The 22,441-nt window shown below is 38.5% G+C and carries 15 protein-coding genes and 1 other annotated feature; of the genes, 8 read left to right on the top strand and 7 right to left on the bottom strand.

Annotated elements, in window-relative coordinates:
- Positions 1 to 38: 38 nt before the first annotated feature.
- The gene (locus V179_RS0115395) at positions 39 to 1,118 is read left to right on the top strand and encodes a bifunctional 3-deoxy-7-phosphoheptulonate synthase/chorismate mutase (RefSeq protein WP_028392270.1); all 1,080 of its coding nucleotides are present in this window, start codon (positions 39 to 41) and stop codon (positions 1,116 to 1,118) included.
- Positions 1,119 to 1,939: 821 nt separating this feature from the next.
- Positions 1,940 to 2,941: a catabolite control protein A gene (gene ccpA / locus V179_RS0115390; RefSeq protein ID WP_028392269.1), complete on the top strand. Its 1,002-nt coding sequence runs from the start codon at positions 1,940 to 1,942 to the stop codon at positions 2,939 to 2,941.
- 158 nt (positions 2,942 to 3,099) lie between these two features.
- Here ccpA and V179_RS0115385 read toward each other — a convergent pair whose 3' ends face one another.
- On the bottom strand, positions 3,100 to 4,257 hold the full coding sequence (locus tag V179_RS0115385) for an acetoin utilization protein AcuC (RefSeq protein WP_028392268.1): 1,158 nt from the start codon (positions 4,255 to 4,257) through the stop codon (positions 3,100 to 3,102).
- A gap of 212 nt (positions 4,258 to 4,469) precedes the next feature.
- Positions 4,470 to 5,102 carry a GNAT family N-acetyltransferase gene (locus V179_RS0115375; RefSeq protein WP_028392266.1) on the bottom strand — a complete coding sequence of 211 codons (633 nt, stop codon included), beginning with the start codon at positions 5,100 to 5,102 and terminating at the stop codon, positions 4,470 to 4,472.
- Positions 5,103 to 5,284: 182 nt separating this feature from the next.
- On the opposite strand from V179_RS0115375, the gene acsA reads away from it, so the two are divergent.
- Together acsA and V179_RS0115365 are read left to right on the top strand one after the other, a co-directional pair.
- On the top strand, positions 5,285 to 7,003 hold the full coding sequence (gene acsA, locus V179_RS0115370; protein ID WP_028392265.1) for an acetate--CoA ligase: 1,719 nt from the start codon (positions 5,285 to 5,287) through the stop codon (positions 7,001 to 7,003).
- A gap of 440 nt (positions 7,004 to 7,443) precedes the next feature.
- Positions 7,444 to 8,832, top strand: coding sequence for an L-cystine transporter (locus V179_RS0115365; protein WP_028392264.1), 1,389 nt, complete (start codon positions 7,444 to 7,446; stop codon positions 8,830 to 8,832).
- A 135-nt stretch (positions 8,833 to 8,967) separates the two neighbouring features.
- Here V179_RS0115365 and V179_RS28045 read toward each other — a convergent pair whose 3' ends face one another.
- Positions 8,968 to 11,889, bottom strand: a complete 2,922-nt coding sequence (locus tag V179_RS28045; RefSeq protein ID WP_051404970.1) for a transglycosylase domain-containing protein — start codon at positions 11,887 to 11,889, stop codon at positions 8,968 to 8,970.
- A 137-nt stretch (positions 11,890 to 12,026) separates the two neighbouring features.
- Positions 12,027 to 12,245 (top strand) — a binding site (T-box leader).
- Between the two features lie 75 nt (positions 12,246 to 12,320).
- On the opposite strand from V179_RS28045, the gene tyrS reads away from it, so the two are divergent.
- Positions 12,321 to 13,577 (top strand): tyrosine--tRNA ligase, encoded by a 1,257-nt coding sequence (gene tyrS, locus V179_RS0115355; protein WP_028392263.1) that lies wholly within the window; start codon positions 12,321 to 12,323, stop codon positions 13,575 to 13,577.
- 578 nt (positions 13,578 to 14,155) lie between these two features.
- Here tyrS and V179_RS0115345 read toward each other — a convergent pair.
- Both V179_RS0115345 and rpsD read right to left on the bottom strand, forming a co-directional pair.
- Positions 14,156 to 14,824 (bottom strand): DNA alkylation repair protein, encoded by a 669-nt coding sequence (locus V179_RS0115345; RefSeq protein WP_028392261.1) that lies wholly within the window; start codon positions 14,822 to 14,824, stop codon positions 14,156 to 14,158.
- Between the two features lie 99 nt (positions 14,825 to 14,923).
- Positions 14,924 to 15,526: a 30S ribosomal protein S4 gene (gene rpsD, locus V179_RS0115340; RefSeq protein ID WP_028392260.1), complete on the bottom strand. Its 603-nt coding sequence runs from the start codon at positions 15,524 to 15,526 to the stop codon at positions 14,924 to 14,926.
- A 646-nt stretch (positions 15,527 to 16,172) separates the two neighbouring features.
- Here rpsD and V179_RS0115335 point away from each other — a divergent pair.
- Positions 16,173 to 18,026, top strand: a complete 1,854-nt coding sequence (locus V179_RS0115335; protein WP_028392259.1) for a sensor domain-containing diguanylate cyclase — start codon at positions 16,173 to 16,175, stop codon at positions 18,024 to 18,026.
- Between the two features lie 158 nt (positions 18,027 to 18,184).
- Here the strand turns inward: V179_RS0115335 and V179_RS0115330 are convergent, their stop codons facing one another.
- Positions 18,185 to 18,664 carry a GAF domain-containing protein gene (locus V179_RS0115330; protein WP_028392258.1) on the bottom strand — a complete coding sequence of 160 codons (480 nt, stop codon included), beginning with the start codon at positions 18,662 to 18,664 and terminating at the stop codon, positions 18,185 to 18,187.
- 301 nt (positions 18,665 to 18,965) lie between these two features.
- Between V179_RS0115330 and refZ the strand changes: the two genes are divergently transcribed.
- Entirely contained in the window at positions 18,966 to 19,616 is a 651-nt protein-coding gene (gene refZ / locus V179_RS0115325; RefSeq protein WP_028392257.1) for a forespore capture DNA-binding protein RefZ, read from the top strand.
- Here the strand turns inward: refZ and hisJ are convergent.
- On the bottom strand, positions 19,608 to 20,414 hold the full coding sequence (gene hisJ / locus V179_RS0115320) for a histidinol-phosphatase HisJ (protein ID WP_028392256.1): 807 nt from the start codon (positions 20,412 to 20,414) through the stop codon (positions 19,608 to 19,610). The two genes, refZ and hisJ, sit on opposite strands and share 9 nt — an antisense overlap.
- Positions 20,415 to 20,581: 167 nt before the next feature.
- On the opposite strand from hisJ, the gene ezrA reads away from it, so the two are divergent.
- Positions 20,582 to 22,276 carry a septation ring formation regulator EzrA gene (gene ezrA, locus V179_RS0115315; protein ID WP_028392255.1) on the top strand — a complete coding sequence of 565 codons (1,695 nt, stop codon included), beginning with the start codon at positions 20,582 to 20,584 and terminating at the stop codon, positions 22,274 to 22,276.
- Positions 22,277 to 22,441 lie beyond the last annotated feature (165 nt).

Raw genomic sequence — 22,441 nt, 5'->3', positions numbered from 1 at the left:
TTTCAATTGGTTAACCGGAAAGGAAAGGGTGGATTATTTTGAGTAATAATGATTTGGAACTTTTGCGTGAGAAACTAGATGATGTGAATTTGGAGTTATTACATCTTATTAACAAGCGTGCAGAACTTGTTCAACAAATTGGTCAAGTAAAAGAAAAACAAGGGATTAACCGTTATGATCCAGTTCGTGAGCGAAAGATGTTGGATTCTATCGAAGATCATAATCAGGGACCACTAGATCCTGCATCACTTAAACATATTTTTAAAGAAATCTTTAAAATGGGTCTCGGTTTACAAGAGGAGAATCAGAAGAAAGCATTGCTCGTTTCTCGTCAGAAAAAAGCAGAAAATACTGTGATTGATTTAAAGGGCGAATTAGTAGGAAACGGTATTCCAAGCTTCGTGTTTGGTCCTTGTGCAGTTGAATCTTACGAACAAGTAGCTCAAGTAGCTGAAGTAGTTAAAGCAAAAGGACTTAAATTGCTTCGTGGTGGTGCATATAAACCACGTACTTCTCCATACGATTTCCAAGGTCTTGGCCTTGAAGGATTAAAAATATTAAAGCAAGTCGGTGATAAGTACGACTTAGCTGTTATCAGTGAAATTGTCAGCGCGAATGATATTGAAACAGCGCTTGATTATGTTGATGTGATTCAAATCGGTGCACGAAATATGCAAAACTTTGATCTATTGAAAGCTGCTGGAAAGGTGAATAAACCAGTTCTTTTAAAACGCGGGCTAGCAGCTACGATTGATGAGTTTATTCATGCAGCTGAATACATCATGTCACAAGGAAATGGCAACATCATCCTTTGTGAGCGTGGAATTCGTACGTATGAAAGAGCAACGAGAAATACATTAGATATCTCAGCTGTTCCAATTTTAAAACAAGAAACACATTTACCTGTCATGGTTGATGTTACACATTCGACGGGCCGCCGTGACCTATTGCTTCCAACAGCAAAAGCAGCTATAGCAATTGGTGCAGATGGTGTAATGGCAGAGGTTCACCCAGATCCAGCAGTCGCGCTTTCTGACTCTGCGCAGCAAATGGACTTCAAACAGTTTGATGAGTTTTATAAAGAAATTCAAAAAATGATGACTGGCGTAACTGTATAAGGTGATTTATTAAAGAGAGGCTGTCCCATACTGAAAAGGTTAGACCTTACATCTCTGATATATCGTTTAAAAGACATAGTAAACGGGATATAGAGTGTGAGGTCAGACGTTTTCTGAGGCAACCTCTCTTTTTTTTCGTGGTTGTCAGACTATCGCTGTGGGGCAGAACGGCGAAGTTAGAAATTTGTTGCTTTTTCTTCAATGCAGGTATTTTATTGAATCGATGATGATAAAGAATCATTTCATTCGGATTTGTATGAAGGACATGGTGCGGGGCTTTGCGACTTAAAAATATAGACAGTCTACTTTGTAGATAAACGTATTTTATTAAGAAAGTACTTCATAATCTGGCTCCGCAAACCGTTGTGATTAGGCGAGTGTTGCCTGCGACAGGATGGATCTTTCTTGATAAATGGTGACGTTTGAACGCCATATTCGTTTTGTGCGCAATTAATAGCTAGATACGTTGCAGTAATGCGCCACATATCGTATGATTAAAGGAATCTTTACTAAACAATATTCTTATAAACTATTTTATAGGAATGAATAGAGAGTTTTGTCGAAAAGTATGATATAATTTGTATGTTTTTCTTATAAAATGTTTATAGTGTACGCATGACTTCTCATTATGTTTAAAAGATAGGGACAGTGCCTTTTGACTTGGCCTGTATACTTTTAATAAAGTGAAACTTTCATTAGTTGGGGGCATCCCTATTGATGGATAGTTAAACAGTGATAAAGGAAGAAATTATTATTTTTTAATGAATTATTAGTATCTAGTCCAAGTAAATGAAAAATGATAGTAGTAAAGGAGTGGTTTGATGAATAATATCACAATTTATGATGTTGCACGTGAAGCAAATGTTTCTATGGCAACCGTATCACGTGTTGTCAACGGCAACCCAAATGTTAAGCCAGCAACAAGAAAGAAAGTTTCTGAAGTTATTGATCGCCTCGGTTATCGTCCAAATGCTGTTGCCAGAGGTCTTGCAAGTAAAAAGACGACAACTGTAGGTGTAATTATTCCTGATATTTCAAGTATTTTCTATGCGGAATTGGCACGTGGAATTGAGGATATTGCCACGATGTACAAGTATAATATTATCTTGAGCAATTCCGATGAAAACCAAGATAAAGAGTTGCATTTATTGAATACGATGCTTGGGAAACAAGTAGATGGAATTGTATTCATGGGATCAAACATTACTGAAAATCATATTGCAGAGTTCAAAAAGTCTCCCGTTCCAATCGTACTTGCAGGAACTGTTGAGGATACGAAGCAAATCCCATCTGTAAATATTGACTATGAAGCTGCAGCTTTTGATGCAGTCTCGACTCTTACAGGGAAAGGCCATACTCAAATTGCTTTTGTTGGCGGAAACCTTGAAGATCCAATTACGAAAAAGAAACTAGAGGGTTATAAGCGCGGACTAGAAACGGCTAATATTTCGTATAACGAAGATTTGATTGTCGAAGGGGATTACACATACGATTCAGGAATTGAATCATTAGAAAAACTACTTGAATCTCCATCTAGACCGACTGCGATTATTGCTGGTACAGATGAGATGGCGCTTGGAATTGTTCATGGAGCGCAAGATAAAGGCTACAATGTCCCAGAAGATTTCCAAGTGATCAGTTTTGATAATACACGCCTGACTTTAATGGTGCGCCCACATATCACAACTGTTGTGCAGCCACTTTATGATATCGGGGCTGTTTCAATGAGATTGCTGACAAAATTGATGAACAAAGAAACAGTAGAAGGACAAGAAGCTGTTATTCTACCTCATCGAATTGAAGAAAGACAATCAACGAAATAAGAAGCTTTAAGGCTGTCTCAAAAGTCAGTGTCAGACTGATAACTTAATACGCATCTGGATTTTTATCATGTATAAATGCTGGGTAGATTACGAGGTTGGACTTATGAGACAGCCTCTTTTTTATGTTCATTTGATGAATGAATCTTTAAGATGAAGCTTTAGTTGTTTGATCGAATCGGATATAATGCCTTTGCGACGGTTTGTGCATTAATCTCCGTAATTTCCGCTCGTCTGGGAATTGGTGTATAGATACCTTCTGGATCCTCCCAAGCAGCAGGGAGTGTGACAGTTGTTTCAGTTTGCCACCGATCAATCCAAGATTGTGGCAATGGTCCTAAATTATTATTGTTTTCAGTCATTTCCAACCAAATAAATGACCAAGCTCTCGGTACGACCCGCCAAATATCGTAGCCGCCACCCCCTACAGCAATCCATCGCCCCCCGCAATATTTATGGGCGAGTTCATGAGCAAGCTTAGGTATTTCTTTGAAAATACGCATTGTGGCTGATAAATGTGTTAATGGATCATAATAATGTGAATCTGCGCCATTTTGTGTAAGAATTACATCAGGTTTGAAATACTCAATAATTTCTTTAAAAGAAGTTCGATATGCATCAAGCCAAGAATCATCCTCTGTAAATGCATCAACAGGAATATTGAACGTGAAACAATAGCCATTCCCTTGACCTCGTTCATGAATATTTCCGGTCCCAGGAAATAAATAACGTCCTGTTTCATGAATTGATAAAGTACAGACATCAGGGTCATCATAGAACGCCCATTGTACGCCATCACCATGATGGGCGTCAGTATCGATGTACAAAACGCGTGCATGATAGTGATGCTGCAAATATTTAATAGCTACAGAGCTGTCGTTATAAATGCAAAAACCTGATGCTTTCCCCTGGAAGCCGTGATGTAAACCTCCGCCTAAATTTAAAGCGTGCTTGGCTTGTCCGGTCATGACATAATCTACAGCTGTCAGAGTGCCGCCGACCAATAATGCACTTGCTTCATGCATATGTTTGAAAATAGGTGTGTCCTCGGTGCCAAGTCCAAAATTCTCAGCCTTTTCTGAAGAGAGCTTCCCTTGACTTGCAAGTTTGACTGCGTTTATATATTTAGGGTCATGAATCAATTGAAGCTCTTCGTCTGTTGCCATTCTTGGCTGAATGATATCTTCTGCAGCTATTGCTCCATGCGCTCGTAATAAATCTAGAGTGAGCGCTAGTCGTTTTTGGTTGAAAGGGTGATGATCATGGAATTTGTATGTTAATAGCTCATCTGAATAAATGAATATGGCATCTTTTTTCATGATTAACTCCTTTGGGCAGTGGGCCGAAAAACCTTATTGCTTTGTTGAAAATAGCGATACTACTAAAGTTGTTCGGAACTTTTTTTGCAAATTGAAAATAGGGTAGATGTATTGTTGATAGCAACAAGTCAGGCCAAAGAGTGATGGGGAACGTGGTCTTTTTCACGATTCGTTTGCTAATCATTTCAATTCCTCCTAAATGTACGTAAACCTTAATACATGAAGCGATTCATAAATCTCAGTTGATCAAATTTCTGAACGGACTCAAGGGGAATGTGCTTGCCGATTCGAGCCATTAAGCAGTTGGCTGGATGTGAGCTTATTTCGGGATCATCTGTTGCATAATAAACAAGTCCACCAGCGTTCATCATTTTTTCCATTACTTTTCGGTATTCCCATACATTCAAACCTGTTCCTTTTAAATCCCAATGCCAATAATATTCGGTCGTAATAATGATATAATTTTCCATGCTTTCGTCCATCATGGATACTCGTATTAAATTTTTTCCGACAGAAGCTCCACGAAAATCGGGGATGACTTCAATAGCTCCAAGCTCAAGTAAATCCGGCATTTTAATCTCAGACCATCGCTCAAGTGGATCAGGGTATAAATAGGTCACATATCCGACAATCATGTTCGCAAGTCGGGCAACGATAATCCGTCCTTCAGCGAGCTCTGCAATTTCAATTAAAGCCTGATGCTGCTGTGTTGTGGGACGAAATGCAAGTAAGTCCTTGTGGAATTCATAAGATTGTAGTTCTTTTGCAGTTACAGGCCCCTCGATAATTAATGTCTGATTCAACGAGTTCAATTCCATTCTGTTATACGTCTTGTTGTGTTCCAAGTTTTCACCACCTAAACAGCTGTTACTTTCATTATACATAAAATGAAGTTTTTATAATTGATCTAATATATAGAATTTAATAATATTTTAGAATAGATTAAACCGAATATTAAAAAAATTGTGAAAAAAAGTTAATTATATTATAATAAGCCTAGCAAGTATGCAAAGGGGGATGAATGTTTATGAAAATGGAAGCGTTACCAGTAGCTAAAGGGGATTATAATTTAGAAGATTATGAGAATACTTACAAGCATTTCGATTGGTCTGAAGTCGAGAAGGAATTTACTTGGTCTAAAACAGGAAAGGTAAATCTTGCATATGAAGCAATCGATCGCCACGCTGATTCATTCCGGAAAAATAAAGTGGCCCTCTATTACAAAGATGAGAATCGAGCTGAAAAATATACATTTAAGGAAATGAAAGAATGGTCAAACAAAGCAGCGAACGTAATTAAGGAGTACGGGAATATTGAGAAAGGGGATCGTGTGTTTATTTTTATGCCACGTTCACCAGAGCTATATTTTGCCGTGCTCGGAGCGATTAAAGCAGGTGCGATTGTCGGCCCGCTCTTTGAAGCTTTTATGGAGGGCGCTGTACGGGATCGTTTGACTGATAGCGGAGCTAAAGTGTTAATTACAACGCAAGCTCTATTATCGCGCGTTCCTGTAGACGAACTTCCTAATTTGAAACATATTTTTCTTGTTGGAGAAAATATAGAAGAAACTGAAACGCAGTATGATTTTATGAAAAAAGTCGCAGAAGCAGATAAGAACTTCTCGATTGAATGGATGGACCGGAATGATGGGATGATCCTTCATTATACATCTGGTTCAACAGGGAACCCCAAAGGTGTACTTCACGTACATAATGCCATGTTACAGCACTATCAAACCGCCAAATGGGTACTGGATTTGCAAGAAGAGGATGTATATTGGTGCACGGCAGATCCTGGCTGGGTAACTGGGACTTCTTATGGGATATTTGGGCCGTGGCTAACGGGAACGTCAAATGTGGTAGTAGGGGGCCGTTTTAAGCCTGAAACCTGGTATAAAACGATTGAAGATTATGGAGTATCGGTTTGGTATAGTGCTCCAACTGCATTCCGCATGCTCATGGGTGCGGGAGATGAAGCTGTGAAGCAATATGATTTAAATTCATTGCGCCATGTTCTAAGTGTAGGTGAGCCGTTGAATCCAGAGGTTGTTCGGTGGGGAATGAAGGTCTTTAATAAGCGAATTCATGATACATGGTGGATGACAGAAACAGGCGCCCAATTAATTTGTAATTATCCGTGCATGCTCATTAAACCAGGATCCATGGGCAAACCGATACCTGGGGTCCAGGCTGCGATTGTAGATGATCAGGGAAATGTGCTCCCACCTCATCGAATGGGGAATCTAGCTATTAAAAAGGGTTGGCCGGCTATGATGCAAACGATTTGGAATAATGAGCAAAAATATCAATCTTACTTTATGCCGGGAGACTGGTATGTTTCAGGAGATTCTGCGTATATGGATGAAGAAGGCTATTTCTGGTTCCAAGGTCGTATCGATGATGTGATTATGACGTCAGGTGAACGTGTTGGACCATTTGAAGTAGAAAGTAAGCTAGTTGAGCATCCAGCCATTGTTGAGGCAGGTGTTATCGGTAAGCCAGATCCAGTTCGTGGTGAGATCATAAAAGCATTTATCGCGCTTCGAGATGGATATGAGCCTACCCAAGAGTTGATTGAAGAAATTCGAACATTTGTCAAGCAAGGATTAGCAGCTCATGCTGCTCCAAGGGAAATCGAATTCCGAGAAAAATTACCAAAAACACGAAGTGGAAAAATTATGCGCCGTGTGCTTAAAGCATGGGAGCTTAATTTGCCAACAGGTGATTTGTCCTCAATGGAAGAGTGAAATAAAATCTATATGACTTTATAATGCTATCATTTACCACATATAGAATGCTACACTCACCTAATCACAATGGCGGAGGTGCGGAGCCGGATTTTAGTGTACTTTCTTGATAAAGTCAGTATACTGCAAAGTAAATTGGCTATATTAGTAAGTCGCGAAGCCCCGTCCCCATGTCCTTCATATATAATATAAAGATCCTCTAAAGCATATTGTACCTGTGCTTTAGAGGATCTTTTTTATCCCGCAATAACAGTAAGATCCCCCACCTCAAGGCTAAGAGGGGAATGAAAAAAAGGACTGAAGGAAGGGTCGGATTATATTTAAAAAAATTATTTAAGCAAAGTACTAGTAATCTAATGTAAATCGTATTATATTATTAAAAGATAAAACCAACTTATCTTATACGAATAAGAAACTATAATGGTTTGGGAGGGTTATGCATGTTAGGATATGTTCTACTAAATATCGCAATTATGCTAGTATTATTAGCTGTTTTATTTTATATGCAGAAAAAGCATATGTCATTTACGGTAAGAGTGTTTACCGGATTAGGGTTGGGAGTTGTGTTTGGGTTCATATTACAGCTTTTCTCAAGCCCGGATTCTGAAGTCATTACTTCTTCAGTTGGCTGGTTCAGCATTATCGGTAGCGGGTATGTGAAATTTCTGCAAATGATTGTTATGCCACTTGTCTTCATTTCAATTATTTCAGCATTTACAAAGTTAAAGCTGACTAACAATATTGGGAAAGTCAGTACGCTAATTTTAGGAATTCTTATTGGTACAACAGCGATTTCTGCAGCAATCGGGATTGGATCCGCTACCGTTTTCAATTTAGAAGCCGTACAAATTGAGCAGGGGCAAGCAGAAATTGATCGTGGTGTTCAATTAGAAGAAAAATTCGGAGCTTCGCTGGAAGGGAAAACAATGCCACAGCAAATTCTTGAATTTTTCCCTGCTAACCCTTTCCTTGATTTAACGGGCGCTCGTTCGACTTCAACGATTGCGGTGGTTATCTTCGCTGCATTTCTAGGGTTTGCATTTCTAGGAGTTAAAAGAAAACAACCGGAGCATGCAGAAATGTTTGCGAAAATTGTGGATGTTTTCTATTCGTTAATTATGCGAGTTGTAACCTTAATCCTTCGATTAACACCATACGGTATCTTAGCGATTATGACTAACACGGTTGCGACAAGTGACCTTGATGCTATTTACAAGCTTGGTAAATTCGTCATTGCTTCATATATTGCGTTAATCATTATGTTCTTGATTCACCTGTTGATGCTGTCTTTAAGTGGCTTAAGTCCAGTAAAATACTTGAAAAAGGCATTTCCAGTACTTACGTTTGCCTTCACATCTAGATCAAGTGCCGGGGCGTTGCCATTAAATATTAAAACACAGAAACAATTAGGAGTTTCTGATGGGATCGCAAACTTTGCTGGTTCCTTCGGATTATCGATTGGTCAGAACGGTTGTGCGGGAGTTTATCCTGCAATGTTAGCTGTAATGGTGGCGCCTACCGTTGGAATTAATCCATTATCACCTTCGTTTATTGTGACGCTTATTCTTGTCGTTGCCATCAGTTCGTTTGGAGTCGCTGGAGTTGGTGGCGGAGCTACTTTTGCAGCATTGATTGTCTTATCGGCGATGGACCTTCCAGTTGCACTTGCTGGTGTGCTTATTTCAGTCGAACCGTTAATTGACATGGGACGTACAGCGCTTAATGTAAGTGGAAGTATGACTGCTGGTGTGCTTACTAGTAAAGTAACTGGTGATCTGGATAAAGATGCTTACTTTAATGAGTCTGCATCGATTGAAGTAGAGGCATAAAAAAGGTAGAAGAATGTCGACGTGTTGTCGACATTCTTTTTTTCTCTCTTTTAAAACAACCTCTTTAAGAATGAATTTACAACAAACCTGAAAAAACGAGGTTGCCCCTTATTATGGGGCAGCCTCGTTCTTTGTTTATCCTCCCTGATTTTCCGGATTAGCAGGTGTTTCTGCTGGTGGTTCAGGAGTAGGAGGGGTGGTATCATCAGGAATAGTTTCTACAGGCTTTTCTACAGGTTTTTCTACAGGCTTTTCTTCTGGTTTCGTCTCTGGTTTTGTTTGTTCTTCGTTTGTCTCAATTGTTTTACTCGGAACCTCTTGCTTTTGCTTTTGCTCAGCTTGTTTAGTAACGGCGTTAGAAGGAGATGATTCTTTACCAGCAATATCAACAGCTGTCACATAATATGTTCCGCTTTGAATGCTATATGCTAGGCTTTCGTTAGAGCGAATACTAGCAACTCTTTGACCGTTGCTATAGATTCTGTATCCAACAACATCTCTTTCAGGATGAGAATTCCAGGTAATCCTGTTTCCGTTTAATCCTAGAGTAGGGGCACTTGGCACTTTACCGTTATCAGAAAGTGTCGAACCAGTAACAATATTACCGTTACTATTATATTTAGCTAGTAAATCGCTGATATTATTAATATACCTTCCACCGATTTTATTCAGATACTCAGGACTTAGCATATATCCTCCACTTGTAAATTCGCTTGGTGTCGATGATTGTGCCAAGTAGCGACCACCTCCTGCATAGACATATTGTCCATTAATGAAGCTATGGTCTACTTTTGTTGGTACATATTTTACATTGAATAGATCCGTTTTGACTAATCCAGCATTTGAACAAGCATCAGATGGAAGTAAACCTGATATTGAACAGAAAGAACGAGTTACAACGCCTGCTGGTTTTTCAAATTTACCTTTAGGTCCAATGAGATCCGCGTTTACTTGATAAGCTGAATTGACTAAACTTGCCCAAAGTTTAATATTTCGTTGGCTATACGTAAGACCTTTGTATTTATTATCTATTCTTTTTGGCGTGTCATAACCAATCCATGTTCCAAATGTTACGTTTGGATTCGTGGCAACAAACCAGGCATCCTGGGTGTTGTTCGTTGTGCCGGTTTTTCCAGCCCAATCAGAAGAGAAAGATAACCTTCCATTTAAATATCTTGCAGTCCCGTTCGAGATAACATCTCGCATAATATCTAGTGTCAGATAGGCTGTTTGTGGTGAAAACACTTCTACCGGAGCTGTTTTGTGCTGATAGATGACAGTGCCATCTTTCGCTTCAATTTTGTCAATCATATAGGCATCGATAAATTGTCCATCATTCGCAAACGTTGTAAATGCATTAACATTTTCTTCAACAGTTACTCCGTTTGTTGGCGTCCCTAATGCTAAGGAAGGGATTGAAAAGTCTGTTTCAATTAACGAGGTAAAGCCCATTTTTTCAAGATAGGTGGCCGGGCGTTGATTTATGATACCCATATAATAGCTTACTGCAGGAATGTTGTAGGATTTAGCCAGTGCATCTCGGGCATTGGTTAATCCAGTGTAGCCTTCTCCCGCGTTTTTCGGTTGCCATTTCCCAATTGAAATGGGCACATTAATGCCGACAGATCCTGGTGAAATATAACCTAGCTCAAATGCAGGTGCATAAACAAGCAATGGCTTCATTGTTGACCCGTTCGGTCGTCTAGCTGATGTCGCATGATTGGTCTGTTCTCTGTCAAAATCGCGACCGCCGACGAAAGAAAGAATTTTTCCTGTCTTGTTTTCAATGAGAATAGCTCCTGTTTCGACTTGTTCCTGAACAGTGATTGTTTCACCAGATTCTGGGTCGGTAACTAGTTGGGGTTTATCCCTGCCATAATATTCATAGTTCTTAACAACTTGTTGCATGTTATCGTACATATCTTTGTTAATCGTTGAAAAGACTTTGTAATTATTCTGCTTTAGTTCTCTTCTTGCAAGTGTTGTATATTGTTCATTTAAATCTTTATCTTTTTCCAAATCTGTTTTTTCATATCCTGATTGCTCAGCAAGAATGACTGAAAGAATTTTGATCGCCCGTTCTTCAAGCTCTACGACCAACCATGGATATATTTTGGATGGTGCTGTTTTCGGTCCGATAAAGTCTTTCGTAATATCATAATTGAGAGCATCTTTGTATTCTTGTTCAGTAAGATAATTTCCGTCACGCATTCTTTTAAGTACGGTTTTCATTCTAACTAATCCGGGCTCAATACCTTCTGGACTTTTCAATTCAGCTTTTTGCGTATATGGCGTATAGCGAAAAGGACTTTGAGGAAGTCCAGCGATAAATGCCGCTTGTGGAATAGTAAGATCTTTGGCATCGATTCCGAAGATTCCCTTGGCCGCTGCCTGGACACCTGCGATATTTTGGCCGGAAGAATTCCTGCCGAAGGTTGAAACGTTTAAGTATGCTTCTAAAATTTCATCTTTAGTTAAGAAATTTTCCACTCGAAGTGCGAGTAAGATTTCTTTCGCTTTTCTGTCGAAGGATACTTCGTTTGTTAATATTTGATTTTTGATCAATTGTTGAGTTAAAGTACTTCCGCCAGATTGAACAGATGCGTTTGTCATTTCTTGGAAAATTGCCCGCATAACTGCTTTTGGTACGACACCCTTATGCTCATTGAAATATTCATCTTCTGTTGCAATGATGGCGTTGAGCATGTGTGGTGACATTTCATTGATAGTTATTTCTTCACGGTCAAGATCTGATTTTAGCTTTCCAAGAAAAATGTTATTAGCAAAATATAAGTCTGATGCTTCTTCATAATTATAAATATCTTTTCTTAGTTCTTCTTTCGTGCGAATCGGTTCGTCTTTGACTAAAGCGGCAAAATAACCGGCTCCTACACCGCCTGCAAAGGAAAAGCCTAAAACAAGCACGATAATAAACAATAATACGATATTCCAAACCACATGATATGTAACTCTGGAGTACATTTGTGTTTTTTTACTATGGAAGAAATCGGTGATTTTCATCCAAAATGACTTATGCTTATTTTCATTATTTTTCATCAATCATTCCCCCTGAAATCAGATACATTATAGCATAGATACGTATTTAGCAGGGATTTTTTCAAGTATTTCTATCAATTGAAGAAGTTGACATAGTGATAAATATATGATAAAAAATCATTAACTGGAATTTGTTTAGGAAAGCGATGAGAGGACTTAGTAGTCAAACTATCCCTGTTTTTAGAGAGCCGATGGAAGGTGCGAATCGGTACACATAGTTTAGATGAATTACTTCCTTGAGCATTTGCTGTGAACTTTAAGTAGCAGTAAACGGTAGACCGCCGTTAACGGTTTTAAGACGGAGGATGAAGTATGTCCTCAAGTTGGGTGGTACCGCGAATATATTCGTCCCTTCATTTATGAAGGGGCGTTTTTATTTGTCAATTTATCCGGCATAAACACTTTATGAATAACAAACAGGAGGAAATCAAATGGAATTGCTTAAAGATTTGGAATGGCGAGGGATTATTTATCAACAAACTGATGAAGAGGGAATGAAAGAATTTTTAGAAAAAGAAAAAATTTCGCTATATTGTGGCGTGGATCCGACAGCAGATAGTATGCATATTGGCCATTTATTGCCATTCTTAACACTGCGTCGCTTTCAACAGCATGGTCATCGCCCGATTGTTTTAGTGGGTGGAGCAACAGGGTTAATTGGTGACCCAAGTGGAAAAAAAGAAGAGCGTTCCCTGCAAACATTAGAAACGGTTTTGCATAATGCAGATTGCCTAAAAGGTCAATTAACGAAGATTTTCGATTTTGATGGAGACAATGGCGCAATCATGGTGAATAACTATGATTGGATCGGCAAGATTGATATGGTTACTTTCTTGCGTGATTACGGGAAATATATCGGCATTAATTACATGTTAGCGAAGGATACGATTGCTTCAAGATTGGAAACAGGGATTTCATTCACAGAATTTACCTACACGATTTTACAAGGAATCGATTTCAATCATTTATACGACAATCATAATTGCAAGCTGCAAATTGGCGGAAGTGATCAGTGGGGCAATATTACAACAGGTCTAGAGATGATTCGAAAATCTCATGACGAAGCTGTTAAGGCATTTGGGATGACAATTCCACTTGTGACAAAAGCGGATGGCACGAAATTCGGGAAAACAGAAGGTGGGGCAATCTGGCTTGATCCGGAGAAGACAACACCTTACGAATTTTACCAATTCTGGATTAACACAGCAGATGCTGATGTAGTTAAATACATGAAATTCTTCACATTCTTATCACAAGACGTGATTGAGGGATTAGCACAATCGGTAGAAAATGAACCACATTTGCGTAAAGCACAAAAAGCATTGGCAGAGGAAATGACACGTTTGATTCACGGTCAAGAAGCACTAGACCAAGCAATAAAAATTTCTGCGGCTTTATTTAGCGGAGATGTAAAAAACTTAAGTGCTACTGAGATTAAAGTTGGATTCAAAGATGTGCCAAGTTTCAGCAGAGACGATTCGGATGACATCAACATAGTTGAACTAATCGTTGAAGCGAAGATTTCGCCATCTAAACGTCAAGCTCGAGAAGACATCCAAAATGGTGCGATTTCAATTAATGGCGAAAGAGTGACAGACTTAGAATATGTCGTAACAGAAGCAGATAAAATTGAAGGTCAATTCATGCTTGTTCGCCGCGGGAAAAAGAAATACACGCTAATTAAATAATAACTGAAGTTGTTAAAAAGGATTAGACCCCACACTCTATACATCGTTTCATTACGGTTTAAAAGAGATGTAAGGTTCTGATCCTTTTTGTTAGGGGGGCTTGTTTTATTAGAGATCTAGCTCCGGCACGCAAATCCGAAATCCAGCATGAAAAGTATGGATTCCGGCACGTAAATCCGAAATTTGGCAAGAAAAGTGTGGATACCGGCCCACAAATCTGAAATCCGTCATGAAAAGGATGGATTCCGGCCCGTAAATCCGAAATCCGTCATGAAAAGTATGCATTCCGGCCCGCAAATCCGAAATTTGGCAAGAAAAGTGTGGATACCGGCCCGCAAATCCGAAATTTGGCATGGAAAGTATGGATTCCGGCACGCAAATCCGAAATCCGTCATGAAAAGTATGGATTCCGGCCCGCAAATCCGAAATCCGGCATGGAAAGTGTGTATTCCGGCACGCAAATCCGAAATTCGGCATGAAAAGTGTGGATTCCGGCTCGCAAATCCCAAAAAGTGTCTCACAGTGTACCATTCCGAGCTGGGTAAGCCATTTATTCTGACCCCGATAAAATCTAGGTTCTAAGACAGATGTTTCAATGCCTCGCGCTTGCTCAGTGGTTTTAATTGGTTTTGAGAGACAAATAATTGCACACTAGAAGCGTTCGTTTTGGCGTATTCACGTAACACCCAGCCAATTGCTTTTTGTACAAAAAATTCATCGCTGAGAGCTTGGCGTAGAATATAATCATACAGCAGCTTTTCATTCATATTCTCTTTATAATATAGCTGGTAGAGAATCGCAGATCTCTGTAACCAAATATAATCATCATCAATCCACTGGTCAGGGTATAAGGAAACAAGTTCGGGGTATTGTAAAAACATATATCCAAAGATATGTGGTGATAGTACATCGATTGTATCCCACCAAGATTTACTTTTGAGCAAACTGACTAGCCACGGCATATCAGCGGGAGTGAGGGTTTTTTTAGTTTTTTCCAAGATATCAAGGGCAGCTTTTTGGTATTCTCGTTCCGGCTTCTCCCATAGTGTAAGAATTACCGTTTGTAGTTCCTCTTTTGAGGGTATTCCATTTTCTTTTAAAAACTGCTTAGTTAATTTTCGGCGAATGGGGGTTCGAATCCCGAGAAAATCAAATTGATTTCTCATATATTTTTTAGACCACTGTGCATATTCTGAGCAAGCGTGCTCATTGTATAGCCTTTCTAGTGCATGAATAGGAAAATTCATAGCTCCTCCTAGGTAAGTAATTTTGAGTGATATGTTTTTTATTAGGCCATTAAGGATGAAAAAACCCCCATCAAAGGATGAGGGTTCATTTCAAACTGATTAACGAGAGTAGAACTCAACGATAAGAGCTTCGTTAATTTCAGCAGGAACTTCAGAACGATCTGGTAAACGAGAGAAAGTACCTTCTAGTTTGTCAGCATCGAAAGTCAAGAAATCAGGAACGAAGTTGTTTACTTCGATTGATTCTTTGATTGTGCTTAGGTTGCGTGATTTTTCACGAACAGAGATTGTGTGTCCAGGTAACACTTTGAATGATGGAATATCAACGCGTTTTCCATCAACAAGGATGTGACCGTGGTTTACAAGTTGGCGAGCTCCACGACGAGTGCGAGCTAAACCAAGACGGTAAACAACGTTATCAAGGCGTGATTCAAGAAGAATCATGAAGTTTTCACCGTGTACACCTTGCATTTTACCAGCGCGGTCGAATAATGTGCGGAATTGACGCTCATTAACTCCATACATGTGGCGAAGTTTTTGTTTTTCTTGTAATTGCAATCCGTATTCGGAAAGTTTCTTGCGTTGGTTTGGACCGTGTTGTCCAGGAGCGTAAGGACGCTTTTCTAATTCTTTACCAGTACCTGTAAGGGAAATTCCAAGACGACGGGATAATTTCCAGCTTGGGCCAGTATAACGAGCCATAGGATGACTCCTCCTTCAAATGTTTTTATTTGGGTAAAATAAAAACCGTTGCGATAAACGATTATGGTCATTTTGTTTTCATGTATCTTCGCCCTAGCAGCTGAGGGTTACGTGATACACCTCATAATGAGGAACAAAATGAGGCCGTAAAAGCACTCACATAGGCTGCACTATTTTACACAACTAGTAGTATATAATTTTAAAGAAAAATAGTCAAGTGTGTTTCCATTTAGTTAGTAATGTAAAAACGAAATCAGCATGGTCAAATTACTTTAAAATAATTAGGTTTCACTATGAATTTTTGTAGGTATAAAGAACTGGTTCTAAAAACATGAGATCTACGTTTATCCCGCATTAACAGGCAGTAAAACCCCGACTCAAGGATTAGGTGAATTGAAGAAGCGTAATGAAGGTATTAGCGGACACTAGAACTGGACTAACAATCGGTAGGAGATGACGAACTCCCTCTTACTGATTGAAGTTTCACTTTATTTAATAGAAATTTCTAAAATTAATAAAGATATTTTTTACATACAAGTATATAATGAATAATATAGAAAAAAACGGAAAAGTAATAGTTCTTTTTAACTGGTTGTTTTTTGGGGGTTTTGAGCTTCGGCATTACTTATATAGGGATGAGATAAAGATGAGAAATATGACTCAGTTACTATATGAATTAAAAACATTATTAATTAATCAAATGGATGATTCAAAGGGAAGAATGGAAGACACTTCTTTTTTAAAAAAACTTGTACTTGCCATTTGCGATGCTTTTGAAGCTGAAGAGGTTACTTACTTTAAGGTGGACAATAGCCAACAGCATTTACATATTGAAGCTTCAAGCAAGTATTATCAAGATCGAAAAGATATTCGCATAGCAAATTTTTCTTTATTTAATGACTGTGAACCGTATGCCTATAATGATTTTCAAATAGAAGAGTTAAAGGATTTTCAACTGTATTTGCCACTAAAAAGCGAAGATGAATTAGTGGGACTCCTTGCATTAAAAGAAGGGATTCCTGGTTCGTTTGAGAAAATCACTTTAGAAGAAGGGGAGGCGTTCTCAAGAGAAGTGATGAAAATTTTAAATGCGGCGATACATATTTCAGAGATTACGAGTGAAAGAAGGCGCTACAAAAAACTATTTCGGGTAACTGAAAAAATTCATTCATCTATGAGTATGGATGCTGTACTCGGGGAAATTATCCAAACGCTACAAGAAGTGTATCCGTCTTTCACCTATTATCTTCTTCTAACACATGATAATACAAACCATGAAGACCTTCCGATAAAAGATCTCGGCTATGATAGTGAGAATGTGGCCGTTATGCAAGCCTTTGTTACTGGAACTGTCCAAATCGAAGACGAGTTGATTGCAAGAAAAACAAATCTATATGCACCACTGAAAGGAAAACAAGGCGTGTACGGAGTTCTTCAAGTAATAGCTCCAAATGCTCGTATGTTTCCAGAAAAAGAAGTCGAATTTATTACTCTATTAGCAAATACCGCAGGTGGTGCTCTTGAGAATGCACAGCTGTATCAGCAGTCTCGCCGTTTAATATCTGATCTACAGTTTATTAATGAAACATCCCATAAATTGAATTTGAATCTACGCCTAAGTGAAACGATGGAGTTCATGAAAGAGCAAATTATGCATTCTTTCCATGCAGATGAGGCAGGGTTCGTATTTGTTCTACCTGATGGAACGGCTAATTTCTTGCCGGGTAGCTCGGAATTTTTTTCTTCTGATCAAACGGGATTATACGTCGATTTTTTGAAAGAAAAAATTGGTTCTACTACTGAATCCTTGTTCATTGGGGATATGCATTTGAAATTACCTGAAAAAGACGTGAAGTATCGTTCGATGATGGTTGTTCCGATGATGGAAAGTGATCAAATACACGGTTTCGCACTAGTATTACATAAAGATTCATATTATTTTTCTTTTGAAACATTTAAGCTTCTTCAATCATTGATTCACCATACGAGCCTTGCATTGGCTAATTCAATGCTTCGCGAAGAGCTGGAGAAAATGGTTATTACGGATCATTTAACTGGCTTGTATTCACGTAGTTATTTAGATGAGAAGATGTTGGAGTCATTGAAAAAAGATCATAATGGAACATTTATTTTGGTAGACATCGATAATTTTAAAAAAGTAAATGATACATACGGTCACCAAATTGGTGATGAGATTCTCATTCAAGTTTCAATGATTATCCAATCAAGTATACGAGAAACGGACATTGGAGCAAGATGGGGGGGAGAGGAATTGGCAATCTATCTTCCAAATGTCTCCATACAAGTTGGACAAGGGATTGCACAGAGAATCCAAGAAAGAGTAAGTGAACAAACCAACCCTAAAGTTACCATATCGTGTGGGGTTTCCTATTGGACGAATCAAAACAGAGATCACGTTAAAGCCCTATTCAAGCGTGCAGATGATGCTCTGTACGTTGCGAAGAATACGGGGAAAAATAAAGTGCTTGTTCAGGAATAAGTTAAAGGAGAGGGGATGTCTCAAAAGTGTCTGACCTCGCACTCTATACACAGTATATAGTGCGAGGTCAGACACTTTCGGTATGGGACAGCCTCCTCTCCTTTTGTTTAGATAATACGTATTTATTTAGAAGAGAAGATAGGAGCCATCTTCTTTTTTTACAAGTATTTCACTAATGTATGCGCGAATTTTTCTAGCATTTCTTCATCAATCTCGTCAAATCTATTTATGATTGGGCTATCAATATCAAGGACCCCAATTAATTCATCCCCTTTTATAAGCGGGATGACAATTTCTGAACGAGAAGCGGCATCACACGCAATATGCCCTGGGAATTGATGAACGTCTTCTACACGAAACGTTTTACGTTCAGCAGCAGAGGTCCCACAAACGCCTCTACCAAAAGGAATGCGAATACATGCTGGCAATCCTTGGAAAGGACCGAGCACTAATCCATCATTTTCTACTAAATAGAATCCGACCCAATTCACTTCATCCAAAAGCTGATTGAGGAGGGCACAAGCATTGCTTAGATTCGCAATTCGATTTGGCTCTCCATCAACTAACGCAATCAGTTGTTGTTCAGCAAGTAAGTAATTTTCTTGCTTGCTACCTGTATATTGTTCGACATTAAACATAAACATTCCCCCTGCTTCATTATAAAGTGAAACTTCCGTCAGTGGGAGGTCTTTCCCACTGATGGTTAGTTGAACCAATCGGGATTTTACGGGCAGTTTGTCCCCCACCTACCTTCTTTGTACTTTGTACTTCATAAGCTTGTGGTGGGGGTCTTACTGCTCGTTAAATCGGGATAAAAATACAACCTTCAACAAGTTTGCAAACTATCCGCTAGAAGTTGTCGAGAAGTTCTAACAGGACATTGCGAATATTCCAAGAATTACTTACGTAAGACTTGAAATTAGAGGAGGAATTCAAAAAATGAACCGCCAAACTCAAACGAAGGAAGCAATTCTTGAATCCGCCCTATATTTATTTCACTTGAAAGGCTATCATGCGACCTCCATACGGGATATTGCTCATAAAGCCAAAGTCAATTCAGCTAATATTGCTTATTATTTCAAAAACAAACAAGGATTGCTAGAATATTGTTTCACTACATATTTAGAAGCATATATTCAGCTATTAGAGAAAAACCTTGTCCAGCTTGATCGCATTGGCACACAAAAAGGTTTGCTGACGATACTTACAGATGTCTTTAATTTTCAGCGAAAAAACTTCTTGGCCGCAAGCTTTATTTATGGAGAATCCTCCCTTGATTCTAATCTTAATCGAGAAGTTTTATCAACCTATTACATGAAAGAAAACGCTTATTTTCAGTATGTCTTAGAAAAAGGAATAAAAGAAGGAATATTTCGTAAAATTCAACCAGCGATCTTCACTTTACAAATTAAAGGGTTGCTCTCAGCACCAATCATACATGCTCACTATGCGAGAGAAGTGTTGCATGTGTATACGCAGGAAAAATATTACACTGATAAATATTGCGATGAAATCTGTTTGTTTTTAGAACAAAGTCTGTTTGTTAAACGTGATAGGCAAGAAGAGTTGCTATATAATGTTTCAATTTGAAAACGCTTCTTCTAAACATGCGTCATACCCTTGACCTAAGTCTTTGGCTTGGTGAGCATCAGAGCCATAACGTAAAGGAATGCCAATCTGCAAGGCATATTTTACAAAACGCTCTGGCGGATAAGGTTCTAGGCAAAGTGGCTTAATAGCTCCTGCACCGTTATAGTCTAGCTCATATCCCTGTTTACCCATGATGTCTAGAATTGAATATAGCTTCTGATCATAATTTTCTTTCGGTGAAAAACGCTGCTGAAATTTATGAATAAGTGTAACATGTCCGATACGCTTCGGCTTGAAGATCCCCAAATCAGCAGCAACACTTTTCTCTAATGTATCGTAATAAGATGAATAAACCGCATCAATAGAACCTAATCTATTGGCAATGCTCTTAAACATTTCATCACTAAAGTCGATGCAATGCCACTCATTTTCATATCGAATAAAATGAACAGATAGGATACTATCATCTAAATAATTGCCATATTGGTTAAGGAATCTCTTAGTTTCTGCTTCAAAACCTTCGATATAATCTACTTCAAGCCCTGTTTTAATCGTAATTTTTTCCTTATATTTCTCTTTTAGAGAAGCAATTTTTTGAAAATAGTCTAGTAAATGGCCAGGATCCATGCCACTATCACGATCTGGTGTAGGGTCAATGAACCCTTCTGGCAGTGGTGCATGTTCTGTAAACGTTATTTCCTCGATTTTTAAGAAGATTGCTCGCTCAATATATTCTTCAAAAGAGTCGTCAGAACCATGAGGACAGTATGGACTGTGAACATGACTGTCATTTTTCATGAAAATCCCCCCAATAAATTCAAATTCAAGCACATTTCTGTAAAAAAAAATTATTTATTAGTCAAAAATTATTGCTAACATGGTATCATAAAAGCATTGAATTGAACATGTAAACATTTATATAGATCGTTTCCTACTGGATAGGCTTAGAATTGGGGGGCAATATGATGGAATACATACTAGGAATAATCATACTAGTTATTGTGTTAATAATATGGGGATATTTTTTGAAAAAGAAGCATTTTAAAGAAATTGACCAGCTTGAGGCTTGGAAAATGGACATAATGAACCGCCCGATATTGGATGAGCTTTCTAAAGTAAAGCAATTAAATATGACAGGTGAAACGGAAGAAATGTTTGAAAGATGGCGCAAAGAATGGGACGCCATTATTACAGTTTATATGCCGGATGTTGAAGAATTATTGTTTGAAGCAGATGATTATGTCGACAAATACCGTCTCGGTAAATCGAAAGAAGTCCAGCGAATGATCTCAACTAAACTTACGAATATTGAAGCGACTATCGAAAAGATTCTCATAGAGTTAAATGAATTGGTCGGCAGTGAAGAGAAAAACAGGGTTGAGATTGAGGAGATAAAAGAAAGTTACCGTAAAATTAAAAAAGACTTGTTAGCTCACCGCCATACATTTGCAAAAGCTGCAGACCCACTTGAGAACATGCTCGATGAAATAGTGGAGATACTTAAGCAATATGAAGAAGCGACCGAAAATGGCAATTACTTAAATGCGCGAGAGCTTGTATTATCGATAAAAAATAAGCTTGCTATGATTCAAACAAAAATGAAAATCATTCCTCAATTGCTGCTTGATGGGCATACTTCTCTTCCGACATCGATCTCGGAGTTAAAAGTTGGTTTCAAGGAGATGGTAGAACAGGGCTATACCTTGGAACATATTGAATTTGAGGCAGAAATTCAGAACCTTGAAACTGAGCTTTCATATTATAATGTTCAGCTTGATCTTGCGCAGACGGAAGATGCTGAACAAGGAATAAATGAAATTTTTGATCGTGTGAACCTCTTGTATGATTTGCTTGAAAAAGAAGTGCTATCCAAACAGTACTTAATAAGAAATCAGGATATTTTAAAAGATAGCCTTGAAGCTTTTGAATATGAGCATGATAAGTTGAAAGCTGAGACAGTTGTGGTGCGACATAGCTATCATGTTACAGAAAGCGAACTAAGTGCACAAAAGAAATTAGAAAAAGAAATCGATAAATTGGTTAAGAGGTTTCAATTGCTCTCTTTAAAAATTGCCGATGATACGCTTATCAGCTCTGTTTTAAGTGATGAAATGCAGGAAATTGAAGCAGTTCTAAACGAGTTGAAAGTGGAACATGAAGCATTTTCTGAGAAACTTCATGCACTGAGAAAAGATGAATTTCAAGCACGTGAAGTATTACAAGAACTAAGAAAAAAAATGGCAGACACAACTAGAATTATCACGCAAAGTAATATTCCTGGTCTGCCTGAAAGCTATCGAAATTTGCTATCGGAAGCCAAAGAAAGCCTTGAAGATGTTCAGAATAAACTAGATGAAAAACCTCTAGACATGGGCTCTGTTCACATTTTTCTTGAAAAAGCCATCGCTTCTGCGAATGATTTATACGAAAACACAGAAGGTTTGATTGAAGAGATGCTTCTTGCAGAGAAAGTAATCCAATATGGAAATCGGTATCGAAGTAGATACCCAGTCGTTGCTGAGGCATTAAGAACGGCTGAAAAGCATTTTCGGGATTATGAATATGAGTCAGCATTACAAGTCGCAGCAACAGCTATTGAAAAAGTGGAGCCAGGCAGTTTAGATAAAATTGAGGCCAATATGGAAGAAGTACATTCATAATAGGACAGGTTGGTACAAGCTTGAAGGGAACTTAATCCCTTCAAGTTTTTTTTATCCAGCATTAACGGGCGGAGGAACGGGACGATCAATGAGTGGGGGGATGTAGAAAACCCCCACTCATTGAAGTTTTACTTTATCTAGGTTTGTAGGTGGAATCCTGATTTT

This window comes from Bacillus cihuensis (genome assembly GCF_000504145.1).
Classification (GTDB): domain Bacteria; phylum Bacillota; class Bacilli; order Bacillales; family DSM-1321; genus Peribacillus; species Peribacillus huizhouensis.
This window is presented reverse-complemented; position numbering and strand designations above follow the sequence as displayed.

Bases quoted from the DNA above. Each gene is read 5' to 3' on its own strand.
- ccpA (WP_028392269.1), top strand. From the start codon at position 1,940: ATGAATAATATCACAATTTATGATGTTGCACGTGAAGCAAATGTTTCT.
- V179_RS0115385 (WP_028392268.1), bottom strand. From the start codon at position 4,257: ATGAAAAAAGATGCCATATTCATTTATTCAGATGAGCTATTAACATAC.
- acsA (WP_028392265.1), top strand. From the start codon at position 5,285: ATGAAAATGGAAGCGTTACCAGTAGCTAAAGGGGATTATAATTTAGAA.
- V179_RS0115365 (WP_028392264.1), top strand. From the start codon at position 7,444: ATGTTAGGATATGTTCTACTAAATATCGCAATTATGCTAGTATTATTA.
- V179_RS28045 (WP_051404970.1), bottom strand. From the start codon at position 11,889: ATGAAAAATAATGAAAATAAGCATAAGTCATTTTGGATGAAAATCACC.
- tyrS (WP_028392263.1), top strand. From the start codon at position 12,321: ATGGAATTGCTTAAAGATTTGGAATGGCGAGGGATTATTTATCAACAA.
- V179_RS0115345 (WP_028392261.1), bottom strand. From the start codon at position 14,824: ATGAATTTTCCTATTCATGCACTAGAAAGGCTATACAATGAGCACGCT.
- rpsD (WP_028392260.1), bottom strand. From the start codon at position 15,526: ATGGCTCGTTATACTGGCCCAAGCTGGAAATTATCCCGTCGTCTTGGA.
- V179_RS0115335 (WP_028392259.1), top strand. From the start codon at position 16,173: ATGAGAAATATGACTCAGTTACTATATGAATTAAAAACATTATTAATT.
- V179_RS0115330 (WP_028392258.1), bottom strand. From the start codon at position 18,664: ATGTTTAATGTCGAACAATATACAGGTAGCAAGCAAGAAAATTACTTA.
- refZ (WP_028392257.1), top strand. From the start codon at position 18,966: ATGAACCGCCAAACTCAAACGAAGGAAGCAATTCTTGAATCCGCCCTA.
- hisJ (WP_028392256.1), bottom strand. From the start codon at position 20,414: ATGAAAAATGACAGTCATGTTCACAGTCCATACTGTCCTCATGGTTCT.
- ezrA (WP_028392255.1), top strand. From the start codon at position 20,582: ATGGAATACATACTAGGAATAATCATACTAGTTATTGTGTTAATAATA.